The sequence below is a fragment of the Qipengyuania sp. genome (assembly GCF_048550555.1).
Taxonomy (GTDB): domain Bacteria; phylum Pseudomonadota; class Alphaproteobacteria; order Sphingomonadales; family Sphingomonadaceae; genus Qipengyuania.
Map to the genome: position 1 here is coordinate 40,145 of NZ_JBLYYF010000044.1, position 13,926 is coordinate 54,070.

Sequence of the window (13,926 nt, forward strand, 5' to 3'; positions counted from 1 at the left end):
CGAAGACACGTTGGCAAAGCAGGGCCGCTGCCTGCTCCGCCTCTTCACCGCACTGCTGTGCAGCGGCTTCATGCTGTTCGCGCCGCTTTCACCCATGCTGATGGGCATATGACCCTGCTTGCCCGGAGAGCCGTCATGACACCGACCTACCCGCGCAAGACGCGCGAAATGCACAATCACCATTTCGATTCCACGGTGTGGAACGATTTCGTCTTCCGTCCCGACGACGTGGTCATTTCGACTTATGCGAAATCGGGAACCACCTGGACGCAACAGATCGTCGGCCAGCTGATCTTCCAGGGCGCGGCCGATGTGCCTATCGCGGCCATGTCGCCGTGGGTCGACCTGCGCTTGCCCTCGAAGGCGGAGAAGCTGGCGCTCCTCGAGGCGCAGACGCACCGGCGCTTCATCAAGACTCACCTGCCGGTGGACGCGCTGCGGTTTTCGGAGCAGGCGCGTTACATCTACATCGGCCGCGATGGCCGTGACGTGCTGTGGAGCATGTATCACCACCATTCCACCGCCAACGAAGCGTTCTATGCGGCGCTCAACGACACGCCGGGTCGCGTCGGCCCGCCGATCGAACCGCCGCCAGCCGATATTCGCGACTATTTCCACGATTGGCTGGACCGCGACGGCCATCCCTTCTGGCCATTCTGGGAGAACGTGCGCAGCTGGTGGGACATCCGCGGCCTGCCCAATGTGCTGCTGGTCCATTTTGCCGACCTGAAGCGCGACATGGAAGGCGAAATCCGGCGGATCGCCGATTTCCTCGAGATTCAGGTGCCGAGGGAGCGTTGGTCCGCGATCCTCGAACATTCCAGCTTCGCCTGGATGAAGGAGCACGCCGATGCGTCCGCTCCGCTCGGCGGAGCGCTGTGGCAGGGTGGCGGCCGGACCTTCATCAACAAGGGTGTCAACGGTCGCTGGCGCGATGTGCTGACCCCTGCCGAAGTGCACAAATACGAAGAGGCGGTGCGCCGAAACCTGTCCTTCGAATGCGGCGCCTGGCTCGCCGCCGGGTCGCATGCCGTGGCCGAGCTGGATCATCGGCGGAGCGGCGCTGCGAGGCACTCGCCGCCGGGGATCGACGCCGGCGACCGGCCCTGGTGCATGTGATGGGCAAGCCCTGCGGCGGCTTCCGCATCGCGCAGCCCCTTCTTCTGCCCCGCGGTCCACGGGTCGCCGACCGCGGGGCCGTCGCTGTCGCGATATTGCGCGCGCAGAACGACCAGCTTGTCCTTCAGGCCGGCAGCGACAGCGCCACCATGATCGCGCCGGCGAAGTGAAGCATGCCCGCTATTCGGTCAGGGTGAAGCCGACCGGCGAGCTCGCCTCAGCGCCCGAGCTGGGCGCGATCCACAGCCGGAATTCGCCCGGTTCCCATCCGTGCGTCATGTCGGCGCGGGTGAAGGCGAGGTCTTCCGGACGCAGTTCGAAGGTCACCGTGCGGCTTTCGCCCGGCTGGAGCAGGATCTTCTCGAACCCCTTGAGCTGCTGTACCGGTCGGGTGACTGAACCGACCAGATCCTGCACATAGAGCTGCACGACCTCTTCGCCGGCCCGTTTGCCCGTATTCGTGACGGTGGCGCTGGCGGTGATCGACCCGCGCGGGCCCATGCTCGGGCTGCTGAGCGTCACCGGCGAATAGGAAAAGTCGGTATAGCTGAGGCCGTAGCCGAAGCGGTACAGCGGATCGTTGGGCGTATCGAGGTAGCGCGAGACATATTTGGCGCCCGGCGCACCCAGTTCGATCGGCCGCCCGGTGTGCTTCATGTCGTAGTGGATCGGGACCTGGCCGACGGTGCGCGGGAAGGTCACCGGAAGCTTGCCCGAAGGGTTGTAGTCGCCGAACAGAACGTCGGCGACGGCATGGCCGCCCTGGGTGCCGGGATACCAGGCATGGAGGATGGCCGGCACGTTCTTCGACGCCCATTCGATCGAATTGGGGCGCCCGCTGAGGAGCACCAGCACGACGGGCTTGCCGGTCGCGACGAGGCGTTCGAGCAGGGCCTCCTGATTGCCCGGGAGGTCGAGCGAAGTGCGGCTCGCGGCTTCACCCGTCATGTCCCATTTCTCGCCCATCGCGGCGATGATGATGTCCGACTTGCCGGCCAGAGCGAGCGCTTCGGCAAAGCCGTCGGTGTTCCCCGCGGCGGCAAAATCATAGGATGCGCCCTTGGCATAGGAGACCGTCGTGCCCGAGGGCGCCCGCGCGCGCAGGCCTTCGAGGATCGTCACCGGGCGGGTCTGGCGATCGCCGCCCGCGGCCCAGCTTCCGATCATGTCGGGCTTGCTGTCGCCGAGGGGTCCGACAAGGGCGATCTTCTTAGCCCCTGCGGCCAGCGGCAGCACATCGCCCTGGTTGCGGAGCAGCACCATCGACCGGCGGGCCACGTCGCGTGCCGCCTCGAGGAATTCGGGCTTGTAGAGCGTCGCCTTCTCGCGCTCCGCATCGGCATAGCGGTACGGGTCTTCGAACAGGCCGAGACGGTACTTCGCTTCGAGGATGCGGCGCACCGCGCGATCGACCGTTGCCGTGTCGACACGGCCTTCTGCTACCGACCTGGCGAGGTTCTCCATGTAGACCGCGCCCTGCATGTCCATGTCCACGCCGGCATTGATCGCCTGCTCGCCCGCCTGTTCCAGATCCTTGGCATAGCCGTGCGGCACCATCTCGTTGATCGACGTATAGTCGGTGACGACGAAGCCGTCGAAACCCCAGCGGTCGCGCAGCACGTCCGTCAGCAGGTATTTGCTGCCGCTTGCCGGAACCCCGTCATATTCGTTGAAACTGGTCATGAAGCTGGCCACGCCCGCGTCCACCGCCGCTTCGAACGGGGGCAGGTAGACGTCGCGCAGGGTGCGCTCCGAAATGTCCACGGTGTGATAGTCGCGCCCCGCCTGCGCGGCGCCGTAAGCGGCGAAATGCTTGGCGGTGGCGAGGACGGTGTCGGTCGCGCGCAGATCGTCGCCCTGATAGCCATGGACACGGGCAGCAGCGATCTTCCCGCCGAGATAGACGTCTTCCCCGGCCCCTTCGGAAACGCGTCCCCAGCGCGCGTCGCGGGCGATGTCGACCATGGGCGAGAAGGTCCAGTGGATCCCCTCCGCCGATGCTTCCTGGGCCGAGACCCGGGCCGACTTCTCGATCGCCTGCAGGTCCCAGCTGGCGGCTTCGCCGAGCGAGATCGGGAAGATCGTACGGTGCCCGTGAATGACATCATATCCGAACAGCAGCGGGATCCCGAGCCGGGTTTCCTCGACCGCGACGCGTTGCAGCTCCGTGGTGTATTTCGCGGTGTAGGCATTGAAGATCGCGCCGACCCGGCCCGACTTGATGTCCTGCTTGTACGTATCGCGCATCGTCGGACCGGTCGATTCCCAGTCGCTGGTGAGCAGCGTGAGCTGCCCGATCTTCTCGTCGAGCGTCATGCGCCCCATGAGGTCGTCGATGAAGGCGTCCATCTTGGCGTCGGGCCGGGCCCACGCGGGCGTGGCGTGGTCTTCGACGACCGCCGTGACATCGGTGGAAGGCGCCGCGGCCTGTGCCACCGGCGGAATCGTTGCGGCGCAAGCTCCGACCAGAACTGGAATTGCCACCGTCAGAATTGCTCGAGCCTTGCGCATGCATGCCTCCCCATCGCGATATTATCGATCGATCCGCTTCTTGTCGTGCTCGGGCAGCCCGAGCCGGGATCGTGCAACAAGGCTATACAGGTCGAATGAAACCGGTTACAAGGGTATTCACAAATAAAGATGGTCCAGCCCCTGCAAGAGGGTGCGGGCCTCGAAAAACACCCAAGAATCGGGTCTGTTTGGGGAGGAGTGGAAATGTTCTTTTCGCGTAAGAATCGTATGTCCGTGGCGGGTCGGATGGCCTCGGCGCTCGTGCTCGGCTGCGCGACCGGAGCGCTGGCGGTCGGCCTAGCAGCTCCTGCCCATGCGCAGGATACGAGCGGGTCGTTACGCGGGACGATCACCGGGGCGGACGAATCCAGCACCGTGACGGCCGTTGAGGTCGGCACCGGAACGAGCCGCACCGTATCGGTCGGCCCAAGCGGCAGCTATTTCTTCGCGTCGTTGCGTCCTGGGACCTACCGGCTTGAAGTGACGACAGTCGACGGCACCCGCCGGACCGACCAGTTCGACGTCCGCGTCGCTCAGGATGCCGTGTTCGATTTCGACCTTGCCGAGGGCCAGGCCGCCGATGCTGACACCGCCGCGGCTGGCGAGAATGTGATCATCGTGACCGGCGGCCGTGTCCGGTCGGCGCAGGGCGGGGAGGTCAGCGCCAGCGTTTCGCAGGAGCAAATCAAGTCGCTCCCCCAGACCGATCGCAATTTCCTCAGTTTCGCAGCTCTTTCGCCCGGCGTGGTCTATCTCGACAGCGAGACCGACAAGGGCATTCAGTCGGGCGCTGCCACCCGTAGCCAGGTCAATGTCTTCATTGACGGCGTGAGTCTTAAGAACAAGCTGCGCGAAGGCGGCGTCGCCGGTCAGCAGAACAGTCGCGGGAATCCGTTCGGGCAGCTGGCCGTGCAGGAATTCCGCGTCCTGACGCAAAACTACAAGGCGGAATACGAGGAGGCGGGGTCCGCCATCGTCACCGCGGTGACCAAGTCGGGTACAAATGAATTCCACGGCGAGGCGTTCGGTCAGTATACCGACCGTAGCCTGACCGAGATCGACGCCATCAACGAACGGAAAAACCTTCCGGAGCCGCCCTTCAAGCGCAAGCAGTATGGCGTTTCGCTTGGTGGCCCGATCGTCAAGGACAGGCTGTTCTTCTTCGCTGCCTATGAAGGCAACGATCAGGATCGGGCCTTCAACGTCATCGCGGGCGGTTCTCCCGAACTTCGGTCGCAGTTCGAAGCCAGTTCTGGCCGCTCCGTGAGCGAATTCGAAGGCGCCTTCGTCAGTCCCTTCCGGGGCGATTTCTATTTCGGCAAACTGACTCTGACACCGGACGATCGCCAGGTATTCGATCTGTCCTTCAGTCGCCGCGAGGAAACCGATATCCAGAACTTTGGCGGCGAAACATCGTTCGAATCTGCCGAGAACAAGAAGAACCGCGTCGATTCCGGCTTGTTCAAGTGGACCTATAACGGTGATGATTTCGTCAACGAATTCAGCGCCAGCATGATCGACTACGTGTTCAATCCGACGTCGATCAACCCCGATCTTCCCCAATTCCAGTACATCAGCGTTCTGACCTTCGGCGGCAAGGATTCGACCCGGCGTGAGGAACAGCAAAGCTATACGATCCGGGACGATTTCACCTATTCGGCGTTGGACGATCATACGATTAAGTTCGGTGCGCGCGTCGAGGTGCTCGATATCGAATTCGACAATCGCGCCTTCGTTCAGCCGCGCTATACCTTCTTCGTCGACGAAGCGAACAACCTCGATTTCAGCTTCCCGGGAGAAGCGCGTCTGGGCCTCGGCAACTCGCTGATTACCGCGTCCAATACGTCGTTCGGCGTGTATATTCAGGACGACTGGCAAGTCACCGACCGGCTCGAACTCAATCTCGGCGTTCGCTGGGATTACGAGACCAATGGCTTCAACAACGACTACATCACGCCGGCCTCGGCAGCGGCCGCCTTGCGAGCGCTCCCATCGACCTTCTACTTCGATCCCGAGGACTACATCACCGACGGAACCGAGCGCGACCCCTTCATGGGCGCCATCGCTCCGCGCATCGGATTTTCCTACGATCTCACCGGCGACCGGACGTGGGTGATCTTCGGCGGGGCCGGACGCTATTACGACCGCAATACCTTCAGTAACACGGTCGACGAGATCGCCCGTCAGCGCAATCCGGTCGGTGTCTTCCGCTTTTCCGAAGACGGCTCCCCTCGCAACGGCCTGCCGACGGTCGCCTGGGACCCGAGTTACCTGACCCGCGAAGGTCTTATCACGCTGCGCGAGACGTCGACATCCGGCCTTCCCGAGCTCTTTGCCGTGCCGGAAAACGCCAAGCCGCCGGTGAACGACCAGTTCAGCCTCGGTGTCCGCCATCGTTTCGGCGACTGGGAAGCTTCGGTGACCGCTTCCTATCAGCGCGGACGCAACGGATATACCCACCTCTTCGCCACCCGCCGGGACGAAGGTCTCGGAAACTGTTGTGATACCTCCCCGGTGGTGCCCTTCGGTTATGCCAACGTGCTGATCGGTTACGACGGGCTCGATACGCGCTACAAGGCGCTCTACTTCACGCTCGACAAGAACTACACTCCGCGATCCGGCTGGGGCCTCAACATCGCCTACACGCTTTCGAAGGGCGAGCAGAACGGAAACGATCTCTTCAGCCTCGATGGCACCGTACCGGACTCCTATGGCTGGCGTCCTCGTCCGGGCGATGAGCGGCACCGCGTGGTGCTTTCAGGCTTGGTCGACCTGCCGTTGGGTTTCCGTTTCTCGACGCTGAGCACCTTCGGCAGCGGTCGGGCCTACCAGGTTACCGATGCGACCAATGGTTTCGACAACGGGCAATTGCGGATCACATCCGCCTATCCCGAAAAGACCTGTGTGGATGGCATCTTCCAGTTCTGCGAAGTCAACCTCACGCTCGCCAAGTTCATCAATTTCGGTGAAGATCGAGAGATCGAGCTCGCCGTCGATCTGCTCAATGCCTTCGACAACACCAACTATTCGGGTTTCGACGGGTTCTTCAACGCCACGGATCCTCTGGATCCGGCCATCGAAGGGAACAGCATCCTGACGCTTCCTCGCCGTATCCAGTTCCGCGCGGCAGTGCGCTTCTGATATCCTCGGGCATCCCTGCCCTTTGGGTCGCGCTCGGCAGGGGACGCCCTGTCGAGCAACAAACTAAAAATGTGAGGAGCCGATATCCGATGAAGATCTCGAACATCCTCGCGCCATTGGGTCTCGGGCTGGCGGTCTCGGGCTGCATGCATCAAGCTCTCGAAAATCAAGCGGAACCCGGGTTCGAAGTGGCGAGCTTCTCGGCGCAGGCAGCGTTTTCCGAAGACCTGACGCGGCGGACTTTCCGCTACTTCTGGGACACGACCGACACCGAGCGATGCCTTGCGCCCGATCGCTGGCCGTCGCGAACCTTCTCCTCGATCGCGGCGACCGGATTTGCGCTGACCGCATACGGCATCGGCGCCGAACGCGGATATGTCTCGCGCGCGGAAGCGGCCGAGCGCACGCGCGATTGCCTGGCCTTCTACTGGAATGCTCCGCAAGGCTCCGCCGAAAGCGGCGTGACCGGGTACAAGGGCTTCTTCTACCACTTCCTAAAATATGAGGATGGCACCCGTTTCAAGACGGTCGAACTCTCTACCGTCGATACCACCCTGTTCCTCGGCGGGGCGCTGTTCGCGCAGAGCTATTTCGATCGCGCGGATCCGGTGGAAGCGGAGATCCGCGATCTGGCGGAAAAGATCTACCGGCGTGTGGAATGGGATTGGGCCCAGCGCAACACCACCGGCACGCAGGCCAACAATCTCGACAATTCGCACGGCATCGCCATGGGCTGGAAGCCCGAGGATGGCTGGGAGAAGTCCGACTGGATCGGGTATAACGAAGGCATGCTGGTCTATGTCCTCGCGGCCGCCTCGCCGACGCATCCGGTGGGCAAGGATGCCTGGGACAAGGGCTGGGCAGCCCAGCTCAAGAACGACTGGGGCACGTACTACGGCTACGAACACCTCCAGTTCGAGCCGCTGTTCGGCCACCAATACAGCCATGTCTGGATCGACTTCCGCGGAATCCAGGATGATTTCATGCGCGGGAAGGGGATCGACTATTTCGAGAACAGCCGCCGCGCGACCCTGAGCCAGCGCGCCTATGGTGCGGACAATCCGAACGACTGGAAAGATTACAGCGGCGACATCTGGGGCTGGACGGCCTCGGACGGGCCGAAGGATTCGAAGGGCGAATATTCGGTGAACGGCCAGCCGCGCACCTTCTTCACCTATATGGCGCGCGGCGTCAGTGCGATCCGCGTGCGCGACGACGGCACCATCGTCCCGACCGCTGCCGGCGGATCGATTCCCTTTGCGCCCCAGGCCACCATCGCCGCGCTCATGGCGATGAAGGAACGCTATGGCGGGCGTATCTACGGGAAATACGGGTTCAGGGACGCGATCAATCCCAGCTTTACCTTCGTCGAGGCGGGGTCACGCAGCGGCGAAACCGATCCCGAAAAGGGCTGGGTGGCCAGTGATCATCTCGGCATCGACCAGGGGCCGATCCTGGCGATGATGGAAAATCATCGCAGCGGCATCGTGTGGGAGACCATGCGCAAGAACCCGCACATTCGCGTCGGTCTCGAGAAGCTCGGTTTCACTGGCGGCTGGCTGGAACAGGCGCAGCCCCAATAGCTACTCTTGCGCGGCGAGGTTCTAGTCGGCCTCGTCGCATAATTGCGAGCAGAAAGCCGACCAGCATGGCAAGCACGAGCCTCAATGTGCGGGCAACTCGAGGTCGGCAACGACCGGATAGTGATCGGACGGCAGGCGCGCTTCCCAGTGCTGGGTGACGGTCGCGTGACGCAGCACCTCGATACCGTCGGACACGAAGATATGGTCGATCGCCGGGGCCGCGGCGGCGTCGATCCGGAAGCCGTTGAAGGTCCCGGGCGGGCCGTAGTGCCCGCTGCGACTGGTTGTGCCGGTCTCGCGCAGACCGCTCCGCGAGCGATCGGCAAGCAGCGCGATCGGCGGACTGCCCGACGCGGCATTGAAATCGCCCATGACAATGACGCGCGCGCCTTCGCGAACGTGTTCGGCCGACCAGTCGGCGATCAAACCTGCGCTGCGCTCGCGAGCGACGCTGCCGACATGGTCGAAATGGGTGTTGAGCACGTGCAGACGCATGCCGCTCGAGCGATCGTGCAAGACTGCCCAGGTGGCGATGCGTGGGTAGTCCGCGTCCCATGCCTTGCCGGGTCGCGACGGCGTGGGCGAGAGCCAGAAGGTGCCTGTATCGAGCAGATCGAAGCGATCGCGTCGCCATCCGACGGGCGAAAACTCGCCCGCCTCCGCACCGTCGTCGCGACCCACGCCGGCGAAGGCGTAATCGGGCAAGGCGGCTTCGAGATCGCGTTTTTGCGAGAGCAGCACCTCCTGCATGCCGAGAACATCCGGTGCCTCGTGCCGCACGAGCTGCGCGACCATGTCCCCGCGGTTCGGCCACGAATTCGCTCCGTCCGATTCAAGATCGAGCCGGATGTTGTAGGTCATCGCGCGCAGCGGGGTGCTCGCTACGCTCCCTTGCTGCGACATATGCGCACATCCGGCGAGCAGGGCGGCCGCGGCGAGGCCTATAAGGGCGAATAGGGCGCGAATCCGACTATTCGCCGCGGCGATGCGCCAGAAGCCAGAGGTACAGCGCCGGGTCAGCATAGGCCGGGTCCCAGGCATTGTGACCCAGGTCGGGATAGATCGTCAGCCGGCTGATCCGGCCGCCGCAGCCGCGGATCGCGCGCGCCATGGCAAAGCTGCCCTCGGGCGGGACCACGTCGTCGCGATCGCCGTGGAAGGTCCAGACGGGCAGATCCTTGAGCGCGCAGGCCGTGGCCGGATCGCCGCGCCCCGCCACCGGCGCAATGGCGGCAAACCGCTCGGGTTGGGCAGCGGCCCAGCGCCACGTTGCGTGGCCCCCGCGGCTGAGCCCGGTAAGGTAGATCCGGTCGGGGTCCACCGGCAGCGTCCTGACGGCATGGTCGAGGATGCGGTCCAGCTTGGCCAGGTCCCAGTCCTCTTCGGCGGGAAGCAGCGGGGAGATCAGGATGAAGGGGAAATCGGAATCGGCATCGGCGTGCTTCGGCGGGCCGTGCACTTTCACCTTGTCGATGTCATCGCCACGCTCACCCGAGCCGTGCAGGAAGATCATCAGCGGCCAGCCCTGTGTATCGCTTTCTGCTCCGCGAGGCAGGAACAACTGGTAGCGATAGCCACCGGCATCGAGCGCTGCCTGCGGGTGCTGCCCGGTCTCTGGGGCCGGAGTCATTTCGAGGGCCTGGCCATGCGCGCAGGCGGGCAGCGCCAGCGCCGCCCAGATCATCACCAACCATCGGGAAAAGTGCCGGTACATCGCTGCGTCCCTTGTTCTGCCGCTGCAAAAGAAAACGGTTACATTTTTGTCTGGCATGATCGCGCGGGAAAGGAAACCCGCATGCCGGGCGCTTATCCGGTTCCGGCGGTCGATCCGCGAATGGCGAGCGTCGGCGGGATTGTCAGCCCATGCTCCGCGCCGAGCGTTTCGCCCTTCAGCATCCGCAGCAGCATCAGCGCGGCGGCCGAGCCGAGGCGCGTGATGTCCGAATGCACCGTGGTGAGTTGCGGGGTCACATAGCGGGCCAGCGGAATGTCATCGAAACCGGCGACGAGGACTTCCCGGCCGACGTCGACACCCGCCTCACGCATTTCGGACATGACATCCACCGCCATGAGATCGTTGGCGGCGAAGACCGCATCGAAGGCCTGCTCTCCGGTCAGCAGCAGGCGGGCAGCCGCGCGTCCGTCATCCTCGCGGAAATTGCCGGGCAGGACGATCGGGTGCTTGTCGCCCAGGCGCTCGCTCAGCACGTCGCGATAGCCGCGCAGGCGCTCGCTCGCATCGTGGTTGCTGGCCGGACCGGCGAGATGGACGATCTTGCGCGCTCCGCGATCGATCAGGTGCTCGGTAACGAGCCGCGCGCCGCCGTAATTGTCGACCGTCACGAAGGGTGACGCACCGTCGACCGCGCGTGCGTTGAGGAGCACCGTGGGGATGTGCTGTGTCAGCGCGCCGCCGATCGAATCGGCGCTGGAGTTGGGGGGCATGACGAGGAGTCCGTCGACCCGGCCACGCATCGACCGGATCGCCTGCCCGGTCTCGTCGGCACTGCCATGCATATTGCCGAGCAGCAGGCTCTTGCCCGCGCCATGCACCACCAGGTCGATCCCGCGAATGATCTCGGAAAAGAACTCGCCGAACAGATCGGGCAGGATCACGCCGATCGTGTCGGTGGTGCGCCGCGTCAGATTGCGCGCACCGCTATGCGGGACATAGTTGAGCTGGGCGGCAACGCCCTCGATCTTCTCGCGGGTCTCCCGGGTCACATTCGAAAGACCGTTGAGCGCTCGCGACGCGGTCGCGACCGAGACCCCGGCGGCCTTCGCCACGTCCCTGATAGTTACCATTTTCCCGCCACCTGCAGACCGTAGCCGATGCGCGCCGTATCGCCAAACGGAGCCGTCGTTCGGGTCATCGCGCCCGTCCGAGGGCAAGGAGTACCCCTGCTATCGCGACCAGTACGGCGAGCAGGAGGAACAACGCATGGAAGCCGAACAGCGGGATCATGGTGAGCGCAATGCTGGGCATGATCAGCGAGGGCACGGTGTTGGTCAGGTTGAAGAAGCCGAGGTCGCGTCCGCGGTTCTCGGGTCGCGGCAGGACGCGGAGCGTCTGGCTGCTGTGCAGTGCGAGGAACACCCCAGCCGAGATGCCGAAGACGCCATAGCCTGCAATTCCGCCCAGCGTGCCGTCCGACAGCGCCATGACCAGCAGGCCGAACGCGCCGCAGAACGCAGACACGACGAGCGGGAGCATCGGGCGGGCCATCCGGTCGGACCAGCGGCCCACCACGATGGCCAGCGGCGAGGCCAGGATCAGCACGGCGGTAAAAAGCGTGGCGACGGTGTTGTCGCTCGACCGCGCGTCGAGCCCGTGGAGCCAGAGCAGCAGGAAGGCAAACAGCGCGGACTCCGCGACCTGGACCAGCAACCGCGCGAGCCACATACGCCAGACCTGGGAGGAAGCGGGTTCGGGCCTCGCCCGCTCGAGCTCTTCCGCGTCCGATGGCGGCGCTAGAGCCGATTGCATCAGGTGAGGCATCGGTCGCGGCGAGCCGAACAGGACGACCGGCAGGACCATGGCCATCACTATCACGGCTATCAACGCGAGCCGCGCCTGCCCGTCGGCCAGCCCGGGGATCGTCACGATGGCGCCGACAAGTGCGCCCAGCCCGGGTGCGAAGGACAGCAGGCCGCCCAGCGTGCCCTTCTGGTGGTCGGGAACATGGTCGCCGGCGAGCGCCGCCAGCGGATTGAGCATCATGTTGAGCGCAACCTGCCACGCTGCGATCAGCACGATGAGATGCAGGGTCGACCGCACTTGGCCCATGAACAGCAGGAGCAGGCTCGAGCCGAGCAGCCCGGCGACGATCCACCCGCGCCGGCTGCGTGTCCGGTCGCTGGCCCAGCCGAAGGCGATGTTCGCCAGGCTGGCGGCGATCGCGCCGACGAAGGCCACCGTAGACAGCAACTGGACGGCATTCGTCCCCGCGAGATCGGTGGCGCGAAGCGGCAGGATGAGCGTCAGGAAGGGCGCATAGGATGCAGAACCGCCGGCCGCGGCCAACGCGTAAAGCAGGAGAAATCTGGTCGACTGGTTGCCATCGGGCTGGGACGGGCGGGCGATCATGAGTTTTCGATGTCCCCCGGGCGATGTCCGCGACTTGGAATTCCGGCGTGCCTTAGGTCCCGCAGATTTGCCGGTCCAGTCATGTTGTCCGGAAGAGGAGCCTTCCTTCTCTCGGTCGGCTTTCGCCCCGTCAGGCCGCCCGTCGATCGGGCCAGAAGCGTGCGATCTTCTCCGGATCGCCAGAGCCGAGCGAGGTATCGGCCTGTGCGATCAGCGCCATGGTCTCCGCATTCGGCACGACATCGAAAATGAGATGGACCCGTACGACGCTGCTATCGTCGTTGACGACGGCATGCGGCTTCATGTTGTCGAGCATCCAGATCTCGCCCTCGCGCATGTTGTAGAGCTGTCCGTCCGAATAGACATGGACGTGGTCGCTCGTCTGCAGGGGAAGGTGGAACCGCAGCGTGGCGTTGAACAGGTCGTAATGCTCCTGGACGTTGCCCTGGGTGTCCACACCGTCGCGATGGATTCCGAGCTTGGCCGAGGGAAGCATCTGCGCGACGTGCGCATAGATGCACTCGCCGGGGAACGCGTCGAGGAAGGCGGTCATCTCGGGCCAGCGGCGGAGGATCTCGCGGTCGCCGCGGTCGGGCAGGCGGAGCGCCCATTTGTGGCGGTTGCGCCCGCCCAGCCGGGCGTTGTCGGGCTTCTTCGGCAAATTGCGCAAATGGGCGGCAGTGTTCAGCTCGGGCGCGGCAAGTGGCAGTTTGCAGCACGCCGGAATATTTGATTCCAGTTTGATGAAATCGCTGGCGATCTCGTACGAACGGCCGGGGCGGGAGCCGAGCCACGGACGCAAGCGCCGCCCGATCGCGTTCCAGGCACCCATCATTGCATTGCCACGCCGGGCCAGTGCCGTTCGAACAGAGCCGGATCGATGAATCCGAGAGCCGGCTCGCCCTCGTCGAGCAGGCGCATCGTCTCGGCATCGGGCTCGACATCGAAGACGACGTGATAACGGTCGATGCTGGAATGCGCATTGAGCGCCGAGTGGTATTTCAGATTGTTGAGCATCCAGCATTCGCCCGGTTTCATGCGGTAGAACTGCTTTTCGGCATAGATCCACGAGCAGTCGTTGGATTGCAGGATGATGTGCATCCTGAGCGTGCGGTTGAAGATCCTGAACTGCGGGAAGCGCCGGCCATCCTCGCGCATGCCGTCGCGGTGGATGTTGAGCGCGTAGCCTGCGCTGATGCGGCTGATGTGCGCCTTGATGACCTTGCCGGGGAAGGCATCGAAGATGCTCGCCAACTCGGGGAATTGCGCAAGCAGGGGCATGGGCTCGCCCTGCTGGTCGAGCAGGTGCCACTTCTCGCGCAGCCGCCCCTCGCGGTGCTGATTGTCGAACTCCTGCGGAAGGCGAGCGATCAGCGCAGGCCCGTCGAGTTCGTCGAAACGCAGCGCGACGCGGCAGCAGGCGGCGATGTCCGACGCCATCTTGTCGAAGCCTTCTCTGCGTTTCTTCCAGAAGCCCAGCATGAT

General features: G+C 64.2%; 11 protein-coding genes. 4 read left to right on the forward strand and 7 right to left on the reverse strand.

Annotated features, from left to right (window positions below):
- Positions 1-135: 135 nt before the first annotated feature.
- The gene (locus ACN4E0_RS11895) at positions 136-1,119 is read left to right on the forward strand and encodes a sulfotransferase domain-containing protein (RefSeq protein ID WP_419568104.1); all 984 of its coding nucleotides are present in this window, start codon (positions 136-138) and stop codon (positions 1,117-1,119) included.
- On the forward strand, positions 1,110-1,289 hold the full coding sequence (locus ACN4E0_RS11900; protein WP_419568106.1) for a hypothetical protein: 180 nt from the start codon (positions 1,110-1,112) through the stop codon (positions 1,287-1,289). The genes ACN4E0_RS11895 and ACN4E0_RS11900 overlap by 10 nt, the downstream gene beginning before the upstream one ends.
- Positions 1,290-1,299: 10 nt before the next feature.
- Here ACN4E0_RS11900 and bglX read toward each other — a convergent pair whose 3' ends face one another.
- Positions 1,300-3,555: a beta-glucosidase BglX gene (gene bglX / locus ACN4E0_RS11905; RefSeq protein ID WP_419568108.1), complete on the reverse strand. Its 2,256-nt coding sequence runs from the start codon at positions 3,553-3,555 to the stop codon at positions 1,300-1,302.
- A 321-nt stretch (positions 3,556-3,876) separates the two neighbouring features.
- Here bglX and ACN4E0_RS11910 point away from each other — a divergent pair, with 321 nt between their 5' ends.
- Positions 3,877-6,771, forward strand: coding sequence for a TonB-dependent receptor (locus ACN4E0_RS11910; protein ID WP_419568110.1), 2,895 nt, complete (start codon positions 3,877-3,879; stop codon positions 6,769-6,771).
- Positions 6,772-6,860: 89 nt separating this feature from the next.
- Complete coding sequence (locus ACN4E0_RS11915) at positions 6,861-8,354, forward strand: glucoamylase family protein (protein ID WP_419568111.1); 1,494 nt, start codon at positions 6,861-6,863, stop codon at positions 8,352-8,354.
- 81 nt (positions 8,355-8,435) lie between these two features.
- Here ACN4E0_RS11915 and ACN4E0_RS11920 read toward each other — a convergent pair whose 3' ends face one another.
- The 6 genes from ACN4E0_RS11920 to ACN4E0_RS11945 form a co-directional block, all read right to left on the reverse strand.
- Entirely contained in the window at positions 8,436-9,257 is an 822-nt protein-coding gene (locus ACN4E0_RS11920; RefSeq protein ID WP_419568113.1) for an endonuclease/exonuclease/phosphatase family protein, read from the reverse strand.
- 67 nt (positions 9,258-9,324) lie between these two features.
- Positions 9,325-10,068, reverse strand: coding sequence for a hypothetical protein (locus tag ACN4E0_RS11925; protein ID WP_419568114.1), 744 nt, complete (start codon positions 10,066-10,068; stop codon positions 9,325-9,327).
- Positions 10,069-10,160: 92 nt separating this feature from the next.
- A complete protein-coding gene (locus tag ACN4E0_RS11930; protein WP_419568115.1) occupies positions 10,161-11,159 on the reverse strand; it encodes a LacI family DNA-binding transcriptional regulator in 999 nt (332 codons plus the stop codon).
- Between the two features lie 64 nt (positions 11,160-11,223).
- Positions 11,224-12,441, reverse strand: coding sequence for an MFS transporter (locus ACN4E0_RS11935; protein WP_419568116.1), 1,218 nt, complete (start codon positions 12,439-12,441; stop codon positions 11,224-11,226).
- 130 nt (positions 12,442-12,571) lie between these two features.
- Positions 12,572-13,273, reverse strand: a complete 702-nt coding sequence (locus ACN4E0_RS11940; RefSeq protein WP_419568118.1) for an aspartyl/asparaginyl beta-hydroxylase domain-containing protein — start codon at positions 13,271-13,273, stop codon at positions 12,572-12,574.
- Entirely contained in the window at positions 13,273-13,923 is a 651-nt protein-coding gene (locus tag ACN4E0_RS11945) for an aspartyl/asparaginyl beta-hydroxylase domain-containing protein (protein WP_419568120.1), read from the reverse strand. Before ACN4E0_RS11945 ends, ACN4E0_RS11940 begins: the two co-directional genes overlap by 1 nt.
- Positions 13,924-13,926 lie beyond the last annotated feature (3 nt).

Bases quoted from the DNA above. Each gene is read 5' to 3' on its own strand.
- ACN4E0_RS11935 (WP_419568116.1), bottom strand. From the start codon at position 12,441: ATGATCGCCCGCCCGTCCCAGCCCGATGGCAACCAGTCGACCAGATTT.
- ACN4E0_RS11925 (WP_419568114.1), bottom strand. From the start codon at position 10,068: ATGTACCGGCACTTTTCCCGATGGTTGGTGATGATCTGGGCGGCGCTG.
- ACN4E0_RS11930 (WP_419568115.1), bottom strand. From the start codon at position 11,159: ATGGTAACTATCAGGGACGTGGCGAAGGCCGCCGGGGTCTCGGTCGCG.
- ACN4E0_RS11920 (WP_419568113.1), bottom strand. From the start codon at position 9,257: ATGTCGCAGCAAGGGAGCGTAGCGAGCACCCCGCTGCGCGCGATGACC.
- ACN4E0_RS11940 (WP_419568118.1), bottom strand. From the start codon at position 13,273: ATGGGTGCCTGGAACGCGATCGGGCGGCGCTTGCGTCCGTGGCTCGGC.
- ACN4E0_RS11945 (WP_419568120.1), bottom strand. From the start codon at position 13,923: ATGCTGGGCTTCTGGAAGAAACGCAGAGAAGGCTTCGACAAGATGGCG.
- ACN4E0_RS11895 (WP_419568104.1), top strand. From the start codon at position 136: ATGACACCGACCTACCCGCGCAAGACGCGCGAAATGCACAATCACCAT.
- ACN4E0_RS11915 (WP_419568111.1), top strand. From the start codon at position 6,861: ATGAAGATCTCGAACATCCTCGCGCCATTGGGTCTCGGGCTGGCGGTC.
- ACN4E0_RS11910 (WP_419568110.1), top strand. From the start codon at position 3,877: ATGGCCTCGGCGCTCGTGCTCGGCTGCGCGACCGGAGCGCTGGCGGTC.